The following is a 20,407-nucleotide window of genomic DNA, read 5'->3' as shown; positions in this document are numbered from 1 at the left end:
ATTGCGGAGTTCTGTATTTTAAAATAGATTTTAAACAAATCTCTTAAAATGGTATATTTGCCGCAACATTATTATTTAATATACTGAGAATGAACAACGCTGTTGCCGGATTTTCTAAATTATCCAAAAAAGAAAAAATCAACTGGATTGCAAATGAATATTTTTCGAACCCTGAAGAGGCTCAAAATATTATAAGAAATTACTGGAATTCAGACGAAAAGCTTCAACAGCTTCATGACGAATTTATCGAAAACACCATTACAAACCTTTATATCCCACTTGGAGTCGCTCCTAACTTTTTAATCAACGGAAAATACAAAACTATTCCGATGGCAATTGAAGAAAGTTCTGTGGTTGCCGCAGCTTCAAAAGCCGCAAAATATTGGTCTACAAGAGGTGGTTTTAAAGCTACAATCATCAATACCGAAAAAATTGGTCAGGTTCATTTTAATTACAGTGGAGACGCAGAAAAACTTACTCAGTTTTTTGACCAAATAAAACCTAAATTCTTTTCAGAAACCCAAAGCATTACTAAAAATATGCAACAGCGTGGCGGAGGAATTTTAGACATTAAACTAAAAGACAAAAGAAGTTTACTTGAAAATTATTATCAGCTTCATGCTACTTTTGAAACTAAAGACAGCATGGGTGCGAATTTCATAAATTCTTGTTTAGAGCAATTTGCAACTACCTTAAAAGAAGAGGCTCAAAATTCTGACTTATGCGAAAATGGGGAAAAGCTAGAAGTAATTATGAGTATTTTATCTAATTATGTTCCGCATTGTCTTGTTAGAGCTGAAGTTTCTTGTCCTATTGAAGAATTGGCTGAAAAACACATTACAAATCCTCAAGAATTTGCTGAACGTTTTGTTCAAGCTGTTCAAATTGCAGAAGTTGAACCTTTTAGAGCTGTTACACATAATAAAGGAATCATGAATGGTGTGGATGCTGTAATTCTAGCAACTGGAAATGATTTTAGAGCTGTAGAAGCTGGAGTTCATGCTTATGCCGCAAAAAATGGCCAATATGCAAGTTTATCGCATGCTAAAATCGAAAATGGCATTTTTACTTTTTGGCTTGAAATTCCGCTTGCAGTGGGTACAGTTGGAGGATTAACCTCTTTACATCCATTGGTAAAATTATGTTTAGATATTCTAGAAAAACCTTCTGCTCCAGAATTAATGGAAATTGTTGCTGTGGCTGGTTTAGCACAAAACTTTGCGGCATTACGTTCGTTAACGACCACAGGAATTCAGGAAGGTCATATGAAAATGCACCTTAATAATATCATCAATCAATTTGAAGCTACTGACGAAGAACGTCATTTAATTAAAGCGCACTTCAAAAAAACAGCCGTTTCTCACAGCGCTGTAGTAGAATTTATTGAAAATTTAAGAAAATAACCTAGTTAAAAAATTCCAATCCCTAAATTTCGGGATAAATTCCAAATTCCAATGTGATACTTGGAATTTGCGATTTGGAATTTATATAATAAAACAAATATGTCAACAACCTTTTACAGTAACGGAAAACTTTTTATCGCTGGTGAATATCTCGTTTTAGACGGAGCGGATGCTTTTGCGCTACCTACAAAATTTGGTCAGGATTTAGTCATTGAAGATTTAGACAACAAACAGATCGAATGGAAAAGTTATGATTACGACAAACACTTATGGTTTGAAGAAACAATCTCATTTGATGAAGTCATAAAAGGATCAGACCCAGCAATTGATACTGTAAAATCAACCTTAGTTAACATTCTACACGAAGCTTATATTTTAAACCCGAAATTTATCGATAATGCAAACGGATATAAAGTAAGCACGCATTTAACTTTTCCAAGAAATTGGGGTTTAGGAACATCTTCGACGCTTATTAATAATATTGCGCAATGGGCAGGAATTAATGCTTATACTCTATTAAAGAATAGTTTTGGAGGAAGTGGCTATGATATTGCTTGTGCACAAAATAATACTCCTGTTTTATACCGCATAAAAGATAATTTTGTTGAGCAGGTTGAATTTAACCCAGACTTTAAAGAACATATTTATTTTGTTTATCTCAATAAAAAACAAAACAGCAAGTCGGCTATATATTCATACAACAATCATAAAAATAATCATTTAGCGGAAAAGGTCTCAGCAAATAACAAAATTACTAATGCGATTCTTCATGCAAAAACGTTGAAAGAATTTGCTTCTGCAGTTCAGAAACATGAAATTCATTTAAGCAATATCTTGGAAATGCAGACTATCAAAGAAGCTGTTTTTCCTGATTTTAATGGCGTAATTAAAAGCCTTGGGGCTTGGGGAGGCGATTTCGTAATGGTTGTATCCAACAATAACCCAAAAGAATACTTTTTGAATAAAGGCTATGAAACTATCTTAACGTATGAGGAAATGATCTTGTAAAAGAACCTCAAAAAGATTTAGTATTTTACTTTTTGACCGTTTTCAAGATCTTTTGTCTCTAAGCGACGAACAGATTTACCTTCTTGCTCATTTGATTCTATAAGTCTGTTATGCAAGCGCTCTGCCATTTTTTCGATGCTGTTTGTGATAGAATCATAAACAACTTCCATTCGGCGGTGTTTTTCTTCTTTTACAGCTCGTAAAACATCTTCGACGAAAACTTTATCGTATTTTTCGGCTACAGAATCATGCGTATTGGTTAATCTAATAACATAATCGTTACTTAAGATCGTAACTTTAAAATGTTGTTCTTCGTTACTCAAATAATATTTTCCACCCAATTCATCAACATTGATGTCGGTGCTGCCAACTTTTAAAAGCTCTGTAATAATCCCAAAAATATGACTTTCAATTTTGGTATATACTCTCTGCTTTTTTCGAAAAAAATTAAAAGTAAAAAACATTAAATGTTTGATTATAAAATATTTGTCAATTGGGTCCTAATTCCTCTTTATTTCAATGTTTTTAGAATGCCAAAAATATGTTAAAATAAAAATTCGGACAAATTAACTGTATTAATTTCAATATCACAAATTTTTCCGACTAAATTTCGATTATTCCTATATACTATTAGAAAATTAACAAAAAAAGCTTACAAAACAGAATTCCAGTATTTTAATAAAAAAGAAACCCGAAACATCAAAGACGTTTCGGGTTTTATTAAGATGATTTACTAATTCTTAGTAGTTGAATTGTAATCTGTTATCTTCAATTTTAGCGTTGTTTTTCAATGCTGGTAATACTCTGCTTGCATCAGATGCGCTTTGAGCTTTTACTTTCTCTACATAAGCAGCATGGTTAGCAATTGCAGGAGCTTTTACAGTTTTAACATTTTTAACTACATAAACCCCTGTATTTCCTTCAATTGGAGCAGAAATTTTGTTTACCGTTAAAGCAAATGCATTTCCTACAACTTGTGGCTCTTGTCCAACTCCACCAGGTAAAACTGGATTGTCTAAAGTTACATCTGCAGCTTGTTGTACAGCAACTCCAGCAGCTTTAGCAATAGCTTCAAGGCTTGAACCTTTCATTTTCTCTTTTAAGATTTCAGCTTTTTTCTTGTTTTTCAAGATTGGCTCAACATAAGGTCTTGCCATTGAAACAGAAACTAAACCTGATTTGTTTTCACCTTTGTATTGCGCAATAACGTGTCCGATGTTTGCAATTTCAAAACGTTTTACATCCCCAGTACTTGTTTCTTTATCGAAAGCCCATCTTACAATGTTACGTTGGTTTCCTAATGGTCCAAACGCTTCATCCATAGCTTTTGCATTTACTGGCTGAGCAACTTTTAAACCTAATTCTTTTGCAGCAGCATTAAAATCTTTATCAGCAGCATCCATTTCAAATTTAGTTGCTAATGTAAATACTTTATCAGAAGTAGCTTCAGATGGCTCAATTTTTTGAGCAATTGTAGCTAAACGAATTCCGTCTTGTTTGTCTGTAATTTTGATAATGTGAAATCCGAATGGAGTTTCTACTAAACCAATTTTACCAATTCCGTTGCTGAATACAAAATCATTGAATGGTTTTACCATTTGGTTAGGACCAAAATATCCTAAATCACCACCTTGCTGCGCAGATGAATCATCAGAACTTGTAAAAGCCAACATCATAAAACTATCTGGATTAGCTTGAACTTGAGCTAAAATTTCTTCAGCTTTAGCTTTAGCTTCTTCTTTAGTTCTTTTCTCTTTTGGGCTTGGAGTTTGAGATCCTTCGTAACCAATTAAGATATGACTTGCTTTTGCATTTACACCAGCTTTAAATCCTTGAGATCTAGAGATAGCATAATATCTTCCGTATACGTATGGTCCGTAAATTGCGCCTGCAGGCAAACTGAATAATTTATCAGCGTCGATTGCAGGTAATGCATTTTTAGGAACGTAAGTAGAATCGTAAGGAACATCAGAATTTGCATTTACAAATTCAGCAATGTTTGTAGCATTTTTAAATCCAGGTAATGTATCGTTTTTACCTGTTTTTGCGTTGTAAACAACACTTCCTGACAACAATGCAGTTAATTTAGCTTTAATTTCAGCTTCATCTTCTTTAGAAGCTTTGTCTTCAACTAAAACGTATTGAATTTCGCGAGTTGCATCTGCTTTGAATTTTTTCTCGTTTTTCTTCATGTAAGCTATAATCTCGTCATCAGAGATTTTAACTTCACTATCTTTAATAGAAGAATAAGGAGCTCCTGCAAAATCAAAAGTCACTTTATTAGCTTCCATTTCATACTTTAATTTTCCTTCACTAGCAGTTGTGTAAAGTCCTGACTTAATTAAAGTATTATAGATTTGAAATTTTGCATTCAATTCGGCATCTTTCTCTTTTTGAGCGATGTATTGTGCTGCTTCTGGGTTTGATTTAAAGTAATCTTTAAATTTAACAACATCAAAAATACCTGCTGCATTTAAGAACATTGGGTTTTTACCAATGTTTGGATCTGATTTTAAAACCTCTAATAAGTGTTTTTCACCAACTCTCAATCCTAATTTATCAAATTGAGATGACAATAAAGCGATTGAAACTTCTTGATCCCAAACTCTGTTTGCAGCTTCAGTGGAAGTTATTCCTTGCCCACTTTTTTCAACATTACTAACTTTAACTCTAAAGTCTTCAAATGAAATATCTTTTCCATCGATGCTTCCTACATCTTTTGAACTTTGACCAAATGTTCCTCTAGTGAATAGATCTTGTATTATAAATGCAAATAATGCAAGTGCAATAACTCCTATCAATAAAGCGGAACGCTGTCTAATTTTTGCTAAAACTGCCATTTTATTATCGTTAATTTTATATTCAGTTTGCGAAAATACAATTATCTAGTTAATAACAATACAACTAGCGTTTTATTTTACACATTTTTTTTCATTAATTTAAAAAATCAATCTTTTATTGTCAATTTGACTAGTTCTATTTTCTTATTTGACGCCTCTTTTATAAAAAAATGAAACCTATCTATTACAATTTTATCTCCTTTTTGTGGGATTTCTTTTGTATGATTAACAATAAAACCTCCTAATGTACCATAAGAGTCTTCTTCTGGAATCATCAATCTGTAGGTTTCATTTAGATATTCAACATCTAATCGGGTTGAAAACAAATATTCGTTTTCGCCTATTTCTTCTTCAATCAATTCTTCATCCAAATCATGTTCATCTTCAATTTCTCCAAAAAGCTCTTCTACAATATCTTCAATTGTGATAATTCCAGAAGTTCCTCCATATTCATCCAAGACAACAGCTACATTTTTTCGCTTTTTGATTAATAAGTTCAAAACATCTTTTATCAAGATTGTTTCTGGAACAAATTCAACTGTCATTAAAACTGACTTTATTGTAGATGGTTTTTTAAATAAATCAAATGAATGCACATAACCTACAATATCATCTAATGAATTTTGGCTTATAATAATTTTCGAATATCCTGTTTCGATAAATAATGCTTTAAGATCATCTACCGTATCAAACAAATCAACATCAACAATTTCTGTTCTTGGCGTCATTATATCTCGTGCTTTTACAGCAGAAAATTCTAATGCATTTTGAAAAATCTGAATTTCAGAATCTACTTCATCTTCTTCTTCAACGGTACTCATTTGTTCCGTAATATAATTTCCGAGTTCAATTCGGCTGAATAAATGAATCTGACTTCCTTCTGTTTTAAAGAATTTACTGAGTATAAAATCTGCAATCCAAATAAAGAAAGTAGAAATGTAATAGAATAATCTGTAAAATAAATAAGCGGGAAGTGCCAAAATTTTAATTAAAGAATTGGCATAAATCTGAAAAAATACTTTCGGGAAAAATTCCGAAGTCAGCAAAACAACAAACGCAGCTATAAGAGTCTGAATAAGTACATTCCACCATTCTGAGAAAACAAATCCAAAACGAACCATCCAATTTAAGATCAGATCGCCCATAAAAAAACCGTAAATCACCAAAGCAACATTGTTACCAATAAGCATGGCCGCAATAAATTTGGATGGATTTTCGGTAAGTTTGGTCAAGATACGAGACAAAAAATCGTCTTGTTTCTTTTCTATTTCAAGATAAATTTTGTTGGAGGAAACAAAAGCGATTTCCATTCCAGAAAAAAAGGCTGCTAGTATTAAACATATTATTATAATACTAATTTCCATTCTTATTGTTTTTTGTTACGATTGTCGTGCTTGTTAAGAAATCTTCTCCTAAAGAAGAACATAAAAATTGCCATTCCTGCAATCACAAAATAGAAAGGATAGCTCTCGTCTCCTTCATTTAGCTTTACGATTCCATCATAAGCAAAGAAAACTGCAAAAAGGATGTAAACGTATTGTGTATATTTTAAATAACCCATAATCTTATTTATTCTTCATCTGATTCAATTTCACCGCTTATTCGCTGTGAATTAATCACTTTAAAATCTTTACTAAAATCTATTCCCTGACCGTGAGAAACTCCTTTTGCATCGGTCAGTTTAAATTTCCTTTCGGTATAAAACCACTCATTTTTCTGATCATAGTACAATTGTTCTGTTTCCAAAGTTTGACCCGCTTCAGACTTGATTTTTACTTTTCCAATCAAATCAATAATTCCGGTATTTTTATACGAAACTGCATAGTTTCCTTTTATAAAGGTACGTTTTTGTTTTTTATCGTATAAAGTAACATCTATTCCTTTAGGAAATTCTGTAAACGGAAAATCAAGATTTGAATAATCAAGCATTTTAGGGCTAATTAAAACTCCTGTAATGCGTCCAGAATCTGTATACTTAATATTAACTGTATCGGCATCACTTGCCGGAACAAACTCTGAGAAGTTAATTTTCTGAACTTCTTTAAAATTACTTTCGCATCCAAAAAACATTGTCACAGCAAATACTGTGACAATTATTAGACTATATCTTTTTGGTAAATTCATTTGCCAAATGTAGTAAATTGTAATGAGCTTAGAAAAGATAAAATATTATGTTTATTGGAATTTACTCTTCACAAACCATTTGTCGTTGAAAGAGAAACTCAAACTAAAATTCACGTAGTTTTCTTGTACTAAATCTGAGGCTGTTGTACCACGTTTACCAAACTCAATTCCTAAATTTACATTTGAAAAAGTTCCTGGAACTGGAATTCCTGCTCCCAATGTCATTCCGACATCTTTAATTGACTCATTATTAACTATAAGACCAATTTTTTCGTATTTTAAACCTGCTCTATAGGTGATTCTGCTCATATAACTTGTAAATGAAGCGTAGTTAGGAAGATAGTATCCACCAAGAGCATATTTAGAATAGCTTTCGTACCTTACATTGCTCATAGTGTTATAATAGTTTGCTAACTGACCATCTCCTTGAAAAGTCATATTTGCTCCTACAAGCCATTTTCTCGCTTCTCCCACTCCTAAACCAATGCTTAATTTGTTTGGAAGCTTCAATTTAGTTGAGCTTGAAGGATATTCATAAGGATCTGGATCTCCCTGAACAGAAATGACTCTCGTATTATCTGAATTTAAATTACTTGCAAATGAGTAGCTTAAACTAGAAAATATGCTGATTTTTTTATCAATTTTTTGCTGGTACATTGTTCCCAAACTAAAAGCTACACCAGACAGTTCTGAAGAATTCACCTCTGCAGTACCATTTTGAACTCCTGTAATAGCCTCTATGCTTGTTGTTGTAATTTTTCCAAAATTGTATTGTGCATCAACCCCAATATTCCAGTTCTTCATAATTTTATATCCTAAACCGAAATACACTTTATTCACACCTCCTTTTCCGTCAAGTTGTGTACTAGTTGCTCCTTCTGTAGCTGAATTATCCTCACGAATTTTGTATCCAACTGAAGTTACTGGAATTAAACCAAATGAAGCACCAAATCTTCCCATTGGAATTCCTAATGCCAAGTAATCAAAAGTACTTCGTTGTGCTTTTTCTGATTTAGAACTTGTTTTTAAATTAGATGTTGCAAATGTTCCTCCAACTGTAAAAGTGGTTTGTATTAAGCTGGCATAACTTGCAGGATTATCTAAATTTAAGTGAATCGTATCTTGCTCGACTGCTACTCCAGCCATAGATCTGTTTTCAAGGGTTCCCTTGAATCTTGCGTCTCCTATTCCAAAAAAAGAATAAGGCGAAGCAGTACCTTGTTGAGCAAATGAAACGAACGATATAAGCAAACAAGCGCTTAGTATTACTTTTTTAATCATTGTCGATTTTATATTGATATGTTTGGTTCAAACTCTCCAGTAGGAAATTTGAATTGGCAAATATGGTATTTTTTAATCGTTTAGCCAAAAAATCTGCATCGCCTCCCGTTAAAATTATGATAAAATTTGAAAACTCTTTGCGATATTCATCGATAAAACCGTCAATCTCATAGACGAAACCGTTAACAACGCCAGAATGTATGGCTTGTGCTGTTGAGTTTCCTATATATGTATCAGGCGACTCTAATGTTAACAACGGCAGTCTGGCTGTAAAATTATGAAGGGATTCGTATCGCAAACGAAGGCCTGGAGATATGGCTCCTCCTAAATAATTATCATTTTCGTCGATAAAATCGTAGGTAATGCAAGTTCCAGCATCAATAACTAAACGATTTTGTTTTGGAAATTGCAAGGTTGCTCCTGCAGACAAAATCATTCGATCGATACCTAAAGTTTTTGGTGTTGCGTACTTATTATGAAAAGGAAAAACATCTTCGTGAGAAAAAAAATGAACTTTTAACCGATTTTCGAAAGTTAAAAAAGATTGTTTTTCGATACTTCCAACCGAAGCAACAGCCAAATCGGAGCAATTTGGGTATTTTTCTAAAATATTTTCAATTTTTTTTTCGAGTTCATTTTTCTCAAAAACAAAATTCTCTAAAGAAGTATTACCCTCAAATACAGACGCTTTAATTCTGGTATTTCCAACATCGACCGTTAAAATCATATTTCTATTTTTGCTATTGCGAAGATACGAATAGATTTTTTCTAAAAAATGTTTTGCACAAACCAAAAATGATTATATATTTGCACCCGCAACAAACAAGCACGGTACCTTAGCTCAGATGGTAGAGCAATGGACTGAAAATCCATGTGTCCCTGGTTCGATCCCTGGAGGTACCACAAAACCCGAATAGAAATATTCGGGTTTTTTGTTTTTTATACTTTTCTATTTGTTTAACCGCAAAGAGCGCAAAGATTTACGCAAAGGCTCACAAAGTTATTTTTAAACTTTGTGAACCTTGCGCTTTTTCTTTGCGCTCTTTGCGGTTAAATCCTTTTTTACTTCAAAACCAAATGTCAACAAATAAATAGTTTTTGTTAAAAAAGTATTAAGTGAATAGAAAAATATCTTCTATATTCGTAAAACTGTATTTTTAATTTTCATTTATTAACAAGATCTCAAAGCGGTTTTATGAGCAAAACTTCTACTAAGGGCATTTGGAAAGTAATTTCAGCCTCTTCTATGGGCACCATGATTGAATGGTATGATTTTTACATTTTTGGCAGTTTAGCCGTTGTTATTTCAACCAAATTTTTCCCTAGTGACAATCCAACAGCAGCATTCTTATCTACTTTAGCCACATTTGCGGCTGGATTTGTAGTTCGTCCATTTGGAGCTTTATTCTTTGGGAGACTTGGTGATATTATTGGTCGAAAATACACCTTTATGGCTACCTTATTATTAATGGGTGGCTCTACTTTTTTAATTGGCTGTATTCCCAGTTACGAATCCATTGGTTTTCTAGCTCCTTTGTTAGTTCTGATTTTACGTTTACTGCAAGGTCTTGCTCTTGGAGGAGAATATGGCGGAGCTGCAACTTATGTCGCTGAGCATGCACCAGCTGGAGAAAAAGGTTATTGGACTTCTTGGATTCAGACTACCGCTACTGTTGGTTTATTTATTTCCTTAATGGTTATTCTAGCCACTAAAAGTGTACTTTCTGCAGAGGCTTTTGATTTATGGGGATGGCGAGTTCCTTTTTGGGTTTCAATCGCTATGGTTGGAGTTTCGTATTTAATTCGAAAAAATATGGATGAATCTCCCGTTTTTGCGAAAGCTAAAAAGGAAGGAACGACAAGCACTAACCCATTAAAAGAAAGTTTTGGAAATAGATATAATCTGAAATTTGTTCTTTTGGCTTTGTTCGGAGCAACAATGGGGCAAGGTGTTGTTTGGTATACGGGGCAATTCTACGCAATGAGTTTTATGAAAACGGTAATGAATGTTGAATCTTCACAAGTAGATGAATTATTAGGAATCGCTCTTTTAATTGGTACACCATTTTTTATTGCTTTCGGATGGCTCAGTGATAAGATTGGACGCAAATACATTATGATGTTTGGAATGTTGGTGGCTATTTTATCTTATAGACCTATTTATAAAATGATGTACAACACTACGGATGTCAATCAAAAAACTGAAGTTTTAGAAAATCCAAGAGAAACCACAGAACATAAAGATGATGGGAGTTCGGTTACTACTACTCAAAAAAAATATACGGACGGTACAATTGTAATTGAGAAAAAAACGTACATGGAGAAAAAGGATGTGCAAACAAACCTCTCTATTACAATTAACTCAAGCGATAAATGGACTTTAATTTTCTTGGTTTTTATCCAAGTTTTATTTGTAACAATGGTTTACGGTCCGATTGCTGCATTTTTAGTCGAAATGTTTCCAACTAAAATTAGATATACTTCTATGTCTCTTCCTTATCATGTTGGAAATGGAATTTTTGGAGGTTTACTTCCTGCTATTTCTACCTATTTTGTATCACACGCCAAAACAGCAGGCAAAGCCGATTTTTATTTGGAGGGTTTATGGTATCCGATAATTATTGCTGGAATCTGCTTTGTTATTGGGATGATTTATATTGATAACAAAAACAAAATTACTCACCTTTAAAATTTACAAAAAAATGAATGCGATTAAACAAGTTTTAGGGGCGTTTTGGATTGCTTTGGCAGCGGCGGCTGCGTATTTCTGTGTGTTTGAATTTGGTTTACCAAAATTACTTTCAGACCAGCAAGATGATTTAGTATTTGGCGTAATTATTCTTTTTATACTAACCCCGCTTATAGTTATGGGATTAGGAACGTTTGGTTATTATTCTCTGATTGGAGAATACAACAACAAAAAGAAATAAATATAAAACAAAAAAAAGGCTGTCTATTTCTAGACAGCCCTTTTTCATTACTAACCAAACCTAATTTTTAATAAACTTCGCAACGCGAGCATTATTATTTTCATCAAACGCTTTTACAAGATATAATCCAGAAGTTAATCCACTTACTGAAAATTGAAAATCTGCATTTCCGTTTGCATTATATGTTTTTACTAATTGTCCTGAAACAGAATAAACATCTACTTTTGAAGCTGCAAAATTTAAGGTAAAATATTCTGCAACTGGATTTGGATATAAACTCACCGCATTTCCTTTTTCAAAATTTTCTATTGCTAAATTTGCTTGTTTATTACCATAAATTCTATATTCTCCTGGAGCAAGACTAATTGTTGCATTCACATCAGTAACATTAATCGTGGTATTATCCATTAAATTATACCAAGTTCCTGTGTATTGAAATGCTGGAACCAAACTTTGTGTAGTTACATCAAAATTGGCTAAAATTACAACGTCTTTTAATTGAGCTGCTGTCAAATTACTATTAGTAATTTTAATATTTACAGACAAAGTTGCTGTATTTGCCATAGTTGCCGTTCCTAAAAATACTGGTTCAGATTTTTTAAGCGCAATCATTTTAGCCCAATCATTGTAAATTTTATTTCGATTAGAATCGCCGAGCCAATTTTCTGTCCATTGTGGCTGTGGTTTTGTATCTAATTTACAATCCCCTGAAATTGTTGATGAATTATCATTTACAGTTCCGTCATTGCATGTATAAATTGAATCATCCCATCCTAATTCTCCAAAATGCCAAATCATTTTTGGACCTGGAATTAATAATGAAACTGCTCCAATTGCAGACATTCTTGATAAAGCTGTATTTAATGTTTTTACATTATAACTTCCGCTTGAAGCTCCGTACTGTACATTTTTATACATTAATCGTTCTTCATCATGACTTTCAGCATAACCCATTAAACGATTTGCTGTAAAACCACGACTTGAGCTATTCATTCTATAAATATTACTGCTTGATGAATATCCCATTGATAATTGATTGTATTGATCTGTCATTTTTCCCCACATCATAACTCCTTTACTTGGAGTTTCAGCTACTCTGTAATTTGCCCACTGCTGCTCCTCAGCATCAGTTCCCAAATGTTCAAAAATGGTATAATGTGTTGGATCTAAACTCCATGAATAATCAGCATATTTTTTTAGAACATCTACTCTATCCTGCTGATAGCTATTGGTACAACTTTCGTCTGAAGCTGTACAAGCTTGAGTAAATCCTTTAGTTAAATCCCAACGGAAACCATCGATTTTGTATTCTTCAATCCATTGCTTAACAACGCGTTCCACATAATACTGTGTTCTCGCCGATTGGTGATTAAAATCTTCTCCTACACTATAAGAATGTTTTGCTACCGTATTAAAATATGGATTTTCTGCTGTTGGCGACCCAAAACCGTCACCATCAGGATCATTCATCCACATTCTTACCATTGGATTTCTTCCAAAAGCATGATTTAACGCGACATCAAGAATTACAGCGATTCCGTTTTGATGGCATAAATCAATAAACTCTTTTAATTTATCTGAAGTTCCATAGAATTTATCCAAAGCCATGTGAAATGAAGTGTTGTACCCCCAGCTTTCATTGCCTTCAAACTCCATTACCGGCATTAATTCTATTGCATTAATTTTTAGATTTTTAAAGTAATCTATTCTATCAATTAAATTTTGATAGCTTCTTCCAGCATCAAAATCACGAACCAAAACTTCATAAACAACTAATTTTTCTTTTTCTGGTTTAACAAAATTAGTCACCTGCCAATTGTAAGGAGTTTGTCCAGTTTTTAAAACCGTAACTTCAAAACTTTGTCCCGTAGGATATGCAGGCATATTTGGATATTTTGAAGCAGGAATTGAAGGGTCATCATACGGAGACAATACTAAAGTAGAATATGGGTCTGCTGTTTTTACCATTGATGGCGAATTAGCAAGTGGCGTTGTATCTACAACCCAATATTGATATGTATTATTTGCTCCTGATACTAAACCAGTAATTTCTAACCAAAATTTTCCTGAAGAAGGATCTTTTTTCATGGCATACGCCGATGTTGGCTGCCAGTTATTGAAACTTCCCGCAACGTAAACAAAATCTTTTAAAGGAGCATCTAACACCAAAGTCGCTTTTGTAGCATCTGAAGTATTATAATTAATTCCATCAACCAAACCTGCTGGCATCGCCGCAGAAACAGTATTCGGATTTACCACTACTGAAAATTTCTTAGAAATTGTTGTTGCCCCTTGTGTCGCAATCAATTCGTAGCTTTGATTACTTGTAATTCCTGTATGTGTATAAGAATAACTTGAAGTACTTGCGTTTGTATTAATTGTTGCACCATTTGATTTCAGCGTATAACTTGCTGTTCCATTTGTATTTGTTGCAGTGATACTAAAATTAGCTCCTGAAGAAAGAATTGAAGTACTATTTTCTACTGGTGAAGTTAACGAAACTTGAAAAGAACCAACTTCAACAAGAATGTCTTGTGATTTTTTATCACCTGTTCCATTTTTAGCTTTAATTAAAAAACCAATTCTGCCAATTCCTGTTGCATTATAATAGGTTGTAGGTGTAATTGTTTTTGTATAAGTGTCATTTGCTGCATTATAAGTGAACTTACTTGCATCACTAGAAGATTCCCAAGTACCATTATTTGGAGTTCCTTTTTGAGTAGTATCATTTGTGTCAAAAGCCCACGCCCACATGTATAAAGCATTTCCCGTTACTCCCCATGTACTTTCATTAATACTGCTTCCATTAATCGTAATTGTAATAGAAGTAGTTTCTTCAAAAGTTGATGGACTAACTGAATACGTAACTGTTTGCTGTTGTCCAAATGAAAGCACAGTCAGCAACAAAAAAAATATTAGTAAAGTTTTTTTCATAAAATGATTTCATTATTAAAAAAGGCTATCCGTAGATAGCCTCTTTCTTTTTATTTAACTTATTGTTTTACCATTGTATAAGTGTAATTTCTTGGATTACTTAAATCCAAAGTAATTAAATATGTACCAGCCGAAGTACCAATGTTAGTTCCTCCTTCTTCTAGTGTACCATCAGCACCTGTATCTCCATAGTTAAGATCCCAGTTTCCGTTTGCTCTAAATTTCAAACCATTATCTGGAGCTGACTGAGCAGTTAAAACTACTGTAACTGTCCATTTTTTAGTAGCAGGATCATATGTCATTGGAGTATCAGCATCCCATCCTCCTGGAGTTGCATTACCAATAATTCCCCAAGTTGTTTTTAACGCTGTGTATGTCAATTTCTCAGGATCAGTATCAGCTTTAATTCTGTAATAACCTGCAGCAATTGATAAGTTCCCACCAGCTGTGCTAATTGTTCCAGCTGTTTCTCCTACACCATAGTTTGTTCCGTCCCAATTTGCTTGAGTAGATAATTTAAATCCTTGACCATCTATTGTTCCGTCTTGAGCAGTTGCAAAATAAACATATCCTTCAAAAGCAGTTTTTCCATATCCTTCAGCTAATAATGTTGGAGCAGAAGAATGTGTCCAATCTGAACCGTAACCACTTGCATTTTGATATCCACCAGGAACCCATAATTTTGGAGTTTCAGTAGTGTAAGGAGTTACAACGATACCAACAACGTTTGAATACATAATGTCTGTGCTAACAGTAGATTTAACTCTCACTTCGAAATCACCTGCTACAAATGGAGTTGCACTTAAAGCCAATGCAGCACTGTTTAATTTGCTAACAGAAACTGAAACTTGATTTTGAGATTTTACAGTTCCTAATTCTTGTGGAGTTTTAAAATCGTTTCCTTTTGTATCTATTTCAACTGCATAAGTCACTTCAACATCTCCACCGTAATTTGCAGAATTCCATGTAAAACGTTCAGCTTGCGTGTCAGCTGCATCTGGAGATAAAACATATGCTGCACCACTTTGAGGAGCTGTTAAAACTGGAGAATCTACTCCTTCTATCACAGGTCTATCTTGTACATCTTCAACGCTGCATGATATTGCAACCAATGCTAATAAAGCAATTAATGATTTAGTTATATTTTTCATTTGGTATATTTTTAGTTAATTAGTATCCAGGATTTTGTTTTAAATTTTGATTTGCTCCTAAAGCTCCCGCAGGAATTGGGAATAAATCTCTATAAGATTGCGTAGAAGTACCTCCAGCCACATTTCCTTTCCATGGCCATAAGTATGAACCTCCGCTGAATTTTCCGAAACGGATCAAATCTGTTCTTCTGTGTCCTTCCCAATGAAGCTCTCTTGCTCTTTCATCTAAGATAAAATTCAAATTAAGATCAGTTTGAGTGATAATATTTGCTTTCGCTCTTGTTCTTAAAGCATTTACGTAAGTTGTAGCAGTTGCCAAGCTTCCGCCTGCACCTCTAATAACGCACTCAGCATACATTAAGTAAGCATCTGCAAGTCTGAAGATTGGAAAATCTGTATCTGCAAAGTTTCCTGCATTATCTGATCCTTGAACACCATTAACGTCAACATTTTTAAATTTTACAATAGCATAACCATCAGTAAAACTTCCAATGTTGGCAATTTCTTTAGATTGTCCGTCTGTATAAAACTGACCACGAGTATCTGTAGTAACAGCATCAAATTTATTAACAAAAGCTGAAGTTGTTCTAATACCTCCCCAACCTCCATTGATACCATACTCAGATGCTATCATACTTCCACCAACTGGAGCATGAACTAAAAATGTTGTACCTCCGTAAGTTTGAGTATGGATTCCATCAAAACCAATCGTAAAAATAAACTCATTCTGCGCACCATTTTTATCGTTATCAGCCAAAAATAATTGGTTGTAGTTATTATGGATTGAATAACCTGAATTGATAACTTTTTCAATTAAAGGAAGTGCTTCAGCATAATGCTCTGTACCAATATAAACTTTTGCATTCATATATAGTTTTGCATGTAACATCCAAGCAGCTGCTTGATCAATACGATACGCCTCATTTGTTTTTGGCTGTTTCAATAATGGCTCAATTGCAGTAAGTTCATCATCAATAAATTTATATATTTCAGCTCTTGAAGCATATTCAGGATAATAGAATGTTGTTGGAGAATCTTCTGTTACTAAAGATCCTGCTCCAAAAGTATCAACTAAATGCCAATAAGTCATTGCTCTTAAGAAACGAGCTTCTGCACGATATGCTTGGATATCAGCTAATGTAGCTGCATCTGTCACTCCTCTTCCTGCTAATTTTTCATCTGTAGTTTGTCTTAAAAACTCATTACAGTTCACAATCTGAAAAGAAAAACGTGCAAATGTCGCAGCAATAAATGTATCTGATGATGACCATGTTTGTGAATGGAAATCTTTAATTGTCCCATCATTCCAAGCAATAACAGCTTCATCAGTTGTTAATTCCTGCATCATCCAAAAACCTCTGATATATTGACTTGTTCCCTCATCAATTCCAGAAATATCTGGACTTCCCGCAGGTCCTTGTTGACCTGTTGTTGCAAAACCAGCATATAATTTTGCTAAATTTTCTTTATATGAAGCTGGGTCTGAAAAAAGTTCATCACTCGGCACAGAGTCTCCTCTGTCTGGTGACTGGTTTAAATCGTCTGTACATGATGAAAACAACATCGTCATCATAAACAAAGAAATACCCATTAATTTTATTTGTATCTTTTTCATTTTTCTTGTTGTTGAATTAGAAGTTTGCGTTTAGACCTAATGTGAATGTAATTGGTCTTGGATAAATATTATTATCGATACCTCCAGAAATTTCAGGATTCAATCCATCATATTTTGTAATTGTCAAAACATTTTGTGCTGCAGCCGTCAATTTAAGCATTGAGATTCCTTTTATTTTTTGATTAAAAGTATATCCAACAGCAATGTTGTCAAGTCTTACAAATGAAGCGTCTTGTACATAGTAGTCAGAGTGCAACTGAAAATCGCTTCCTTGTTTAAATCCAGTCTCTAAAAGATTTTCAACACCATTTGCTAAATCAGTTTGTCTGATTAAAACTGTATTGTATGTTCCGTTACCAGAATCTACGTTATTATACATATAGTTACCCCAAGAACCTCTCCAGTTCATAGACATATCCCAGTTTTTATATGTTAAACTAGTATAGAATCCGTAGAATACGTCTGCGGCTGGTTTATGAAAACGGTATCTGTCATCAGCATTTACAATCCCATCTTTATTTCGATCTACAAAAACACCGTCAAGTGGTTTTCCATCAGCGCCATAAGCTTGCTCGTAAACGTAGAAAGAGTTAGGTGCATAACCAACTTGGTGGTTTTGGATCGTATTTCCTGTTCCTCCAGAAATACTACCTACATCAAAACCAGGTGTATTATCTTGAGTTGTTGTTAATTTTGTAATTTTTGAATCTTGGAACGTAACGTTACCGCCAATTCTCCACTCTAAATTATTATTTTGAACTGGAACAACTTCAGCAGAAAGCTCGATACCTTTATTTTCGATACTTCCAATATTATAATTATCATAGTTAGAAAAACCAAAGAAAGCTGGATTTTGAGCATATAATAATAAGTCATCAGTAGTTCTTTTATAAACATCAGCAGTACCTGTAATTCTATTATTGAATAATCCGAAATCCAATCCAACGTTAATTGTTGTAGTTTCTTCCCATTTCAAATTACTGTTGTATGGCTGTGGTCTGTAAGTTGTATAAAAAGTATTTCCAATTTGATACTGGGCAGCACTATTCGATCCTAAGTATAAAGGAATGGAAGGATAGCTAACACCAATATTTTGTTGACCAGTAATACCCCATCCTCCTCTTAACTTTAAAGAAGAAATTGCACTTACATCTCTCAAGAAACTTTCTTCGTTCAATTTCCAAGCTACAGAAGCTGCTGGGAAATTTGACCAACGATTTTCTTCTGTAAATCTTGAAGTTCCGTCATGTCTAAGAGAAAGAGTAACTAAATATTTATCTGCAACAGTAAAATTAGCTCTACCAAAGAATGATTGTAAATTGATATGAGTTGGAGTAAATAATTCTACCGTGTTGGTATCATTCTCATAATTATAGCTTGATTTATTTTTCTCTTCTCTAAAATCTTGATACGTATAACCTCCTGTAATATCTAACTGAGTATCGATCGCTTCAATTTTTTTATTGTAGTTCAGATACAAATCCATTACCTTATTATTTCTCTTTTCAATGTTCTCATAGCTATTGTTATAACCTGAACCTTTAAGACCAAATAAATAATCCGGATGAGTTCCACCATAACCTCTACCATTCATTTGATCGTAACCAAAGTTTGCAACAGCTTTTAATTCTGGTAAAAAGTGTAATTTATAGTCAAACTGAATATTTCCTATACTTCTGTAGAAAGTACCTAAATTATCCTGCTGATTGATCATAGCAACTGGGTTTTTTCCAGCCAATTGATTAAATTCAGTCGGAGATGTCATCCATTGAAAATAACTTCCATCAGCGTTTTTTACTGGTTGAGTTGGGTCAAACCCTACTGCAGCACCAACTGCTCCAGTATTACTATAATTACTGTTAATGATAGAAGTATTATTATTTACTTGAACTTTTAAATGCTTATCTAAAAAGTCTCCAGTTAATGAAACTCCTAATGTTGTTCTTTCGAAGTTATCTCTTAACAAAACACCATTCAAATTAGTATAACCCACAGAAGCTCTGTACGCAATATTATCAGATCCTCCACTAGCAGAGATGTTTTGATCTGTACCCATTGCTGTTCTATAGATCTCATCCTGCCAGTTTGTATTAGCCTGACCTACCAATGCTTGTTGTGCAGCAGTTCCATTTGCAGCTACAAAGTCTCTGAATTGACCGCTTGATAAAGCATCAACTTTGTCTGTAACTTCTGAAACTTGAAAATTTCCATTGTAACTAATTTTGATATCACCAGCTTTTCCTTTTTTAGTTGTAATAATAATTACACCATTAGAAGCTCGTGAACCATAGATTGCGGTAGCTGAAGCATCTTTTAAAACCGAAACAGATTCGATATCATTTTGGTTAATTGTAGAAAGTGGGTTTCTTCCTCCTTCAACTCCACCACTCGCAACAGGAACACCATCAATCACGTACAATGGGTCGTTACTTGCACTAAGAGAAGAACCGCTTCTGATTCTTACTACAGGATCAGCTCCTGGAGATCCACCACCATTAATAATCTGCAAACCAGCAACTCTACCTTGAATCATTTGATCTGCAGAGGTAACAGGTCCTTTATTAAAATCTTTTGCTGTTAATACTGTTACGGCTCCTGTTGCATCTTTTTTCTTAACAGTACCGTAACCTACTTGTACAACAACTTCTTTAAGCTGGTTTGTATCTTCTTCTAAAGAAATGTTAAGTGTTTTTTGTCCGTTATAAGTAATAGTTTCTGTTTTGTAGCCAATAAAAGAAACTACAATTTTATTACCGCTTTTTACATTTGATAGCTGGTAATTTCCATCAAATCCAGTTGATGTCCCACTTGGAGCACCTTGTACATTTACATTTACTCCCGGTATTGGCTGACCTGTTGCTTTATCGACAACAGTCCCACTTAGTGTGTTTTGAGCTAACATACTAAATGGCAACAATAGGAATAAAAATAACAACTTTTTGTAAATTGTTTTCATACTTTTTGTTTAAATTAGTTTGAGTTTGTGATTGTTAGTTAAGTTTTTAATTTTACTTCGAATTTCAAAATTATGAATTTATTAACACGAACAACCTGTAGCTATTTTTATTGGTTTACGAAAACGTGGTAGTGTTGAAAACTTTCTATATTTTGTAATCTTTTA

15 protein-coding genes and 1 tRNA gene are annotated in these 20,407 nt (G+C 33.6%); 5 read left to right on the top strand and 11 right to left on the bottom strand.

What is annotated here, in order from left to right; genetic code table 11:
• Positions 1–89 precede the first annotated feature (89 nt).
• Together OD917_RS13915 and OD917_RS13910 are read left to right on the top strand one after the other, a co-directional pair.
• A complete protein-coding gene (locus OD917_RS13915) occupies positions 90–1,403 on the top strand; it encodes a hydroxymethylglutaryl-CoA reductase, degradative (protein WP_263524062.1) in 1,314 nt (437 codons plus the stop codon).
• Positions 1,404–1,502: 99 nt separating this feature from the next.
• Entirely contained in the window at positions 1,503–2,411 is a 909-nt protein-coding gene (locus tag OD917_RS13910) for a GYDIA family GHMP kinase (RefSeq protein ID WP_263524061.1), read from the top strand.
• 17 nt (positions 2,412–2,428) lie between these two features.
• Here OD917_RS13910 and OD917_RS13905 read toward each other — a convergent pair whose 3' ends face one another.
• The 7 genes from OD917_RS13905 to OD917_RS13875 form a co-directional block, all read right to left on the bottom strand.
• Positions 2,429–2,875 (bottom strand): hypothetical protein, encoded by a 447-nt coding sequence (locus tag OD917_RS13905; RefSeq protein WP_263524060.1) that lies wholly within the window; start codon positions 2,873–2,875, stop codon positions 2,429–2,431.
• 276 nt (positions 2,876–3,151) lie between these two features.
• Complete coding sequence (locus OD917_RS13900; protein ID WP_263524059.1) at positions 3,152–5,251, bottom strand: peptidylprolyl isomerase; 2,100 nt, start codon at positions 5,249–5,251, stop codon at positions 3,152–3,154.
• A 107-nt stretch (positions 5,252–5,358) separates the two neighbouring features.
• The gene (locus OD917_RS13895) at positions 5,359–6,615 is read right to left on the bottom strand and encodes a hemolysin family protein (RefSeq protein WP_263524058.1); all 1,257 of its coding nucleotides are present in this window, start codon (positions 6,613–6,615) and stop codon (positions 5,359–5,361) included.
• Between the two features lie 2 nt (positions 6,616–6,617).
• Entirely contained in the window at positions 6,618–6,812 is a 195-nt protein-coding gene (locus OD917_RS13890) for a hypothetical protein (RefSeq protein WP_111288384.1), read from the bottom strand.
• A gap of 8 nt (positions 6,813–6,820) precedes the next feature.
• The gene (lptC, locus tag OD917_RS13885; RefSeq protein ID WP_263524057.1) at positions 6,821–7,375 is read right to left on the bottom strand and encodes an LPS export ABC transporter periplasmic protein LptC; all 555 of its coding nucleotides are present in this window, start codon (positions 7,373–7,375) and stop codon (positions 6,821–6,823) included.
• Between the two features lie 51 nt (positions 7,376–7,426).
• Positions 7,427–8,656, bottom strand: coding sequence for a hypothetical protein (locus OD917_RS13880; RefSeq protein ID WP_263524056.1), 1,230 nt, complete (start codon positions 8,654–8,656; stop codon positions 7,427–7,429).
• Entirely contained in the window at positions 8,649–9,383 is a 735-nt protein-coding gene (locus OD917_RS13875; RefSeq protein ID WP_263524055.1) for a type III pantothenate kinase, read from the bottom strand. Before OD917_RS13875 ends, OD917_RS13880 begins: the two co-directional genes overlap by 8 nt.
• Positions 9,384–9,486: 103 nt before the next feature.
• Here OD917_RS13875 and OD917_RS13870 point away from each other — a divergent pair.
• The 3 genes from OD917_RS13870 to OD917_RS13860 all read left to right on the top strand — a co-directional run bounded on the left by OD917_RS13870 (position 9,487) and on the right by OD917_RS13860 (position 11,586).
• Positions 9,487–9,559 (top strand) — tRNA-Phe (locus OD917_RS13870).
• 292 nt (positions 9,560–9,851) lie between these two features.
• Positions 9,852–11,345, top strand: coding sequence for an MFS transporter (locus OD917_RS13865; RefSeq protein WP_263524054.1), 1,494 nt, complete (start codon positions 9,852–9,854; stop codon positions 11,343–11,345).
• A 13-nt stretch (positions 11,346–11,358) separates the two neighbouring features.
• Positions 11,359–11,586 (top strand): DUF6814 family protein, encoded by a 228-nt coding sequence (locus tag OD917_RS13860; RefSeq protein WP_111288546.1) that lies wholly within the window; start codon positions 11,359–11,361, stop codon positions 11,584–11,586.
• Positions 11,587–11,646: 60 nt separating this feature from the next.
• On the opposite strand, the gene OD917_RS13855 is transcribed toward OD917_RS13860, so the two are convergent.
• Genes OD917_RS13855 through OD917_RS13840 form a run of 4 tightly spaced genes read right to left on the bottom strand, consistent with a single transcriptional unit; the run spans position 11,647 to position 20,242 of the window.
• Positions 11,647–14,520: an alpha-amylase family glycosyl hydrolase gene (locus tag OD917_RS13855; protein WP_263524053.1), complete on the bottom strand. Its 2,874-nt coding sequence runs from the start codon at positions 14,518–14,520 to the stop codon at positions 11,647–11,649.
• Between the two features lie 59 nt (positions 14,521–14,579).
• Positions 14,580–15,671: a SusE domain-containing protein gene (locus OD917_RS13850; protein WP_263524052.1), complete on the bottom strand. Its 1,092-nt coding sequence runs from the start codon at positions 15,669–15,671 to the stop codon at positions 14,580–14,582.
• A gap of 19 nt (positions 15,672–15,690) precedes the next feature.
• Entirely contained in the window at positions 15,691–17,286 is a 1,596-nt protein-coding gene (locus tag OD917_RS13845; RefSeq protein WP_263524051.1) for a RagB/SusD family nutrient uptake outer membrane protein, read from the bottom strand.
• A gap of 16 nt (positions 17,287–17,302) precedes the next feature.
• On the bottom strand, positions 17,303–20,242 hold the full coding sequence (locus OD917_RS13840) for a SusC/RagA family TonB-linked outer membrane protein (protein WP_263524050.1): 2,940 nt from the start codon (positions 20,240–20,242) through the stop codon (positions 17,303–17,305).
• Between the last annotated feature and the right edge of the window lie 165 nt (positions 20,243–20,407).

It is taken from the genome of Flavobacterium sp. SH_e (genome assembly GCF_025717045.1).
GTDB lineage: Bacteria > Bacteroidota > Bacteroidia > Flavobacteriales > Flavobacteriaceae > Flavobacterium.
The sequence above is the reverse complement of the archived record's forward strand: the minus strand, read 5'-3'. Positions and strand labels throughout refer to the sequence as shown.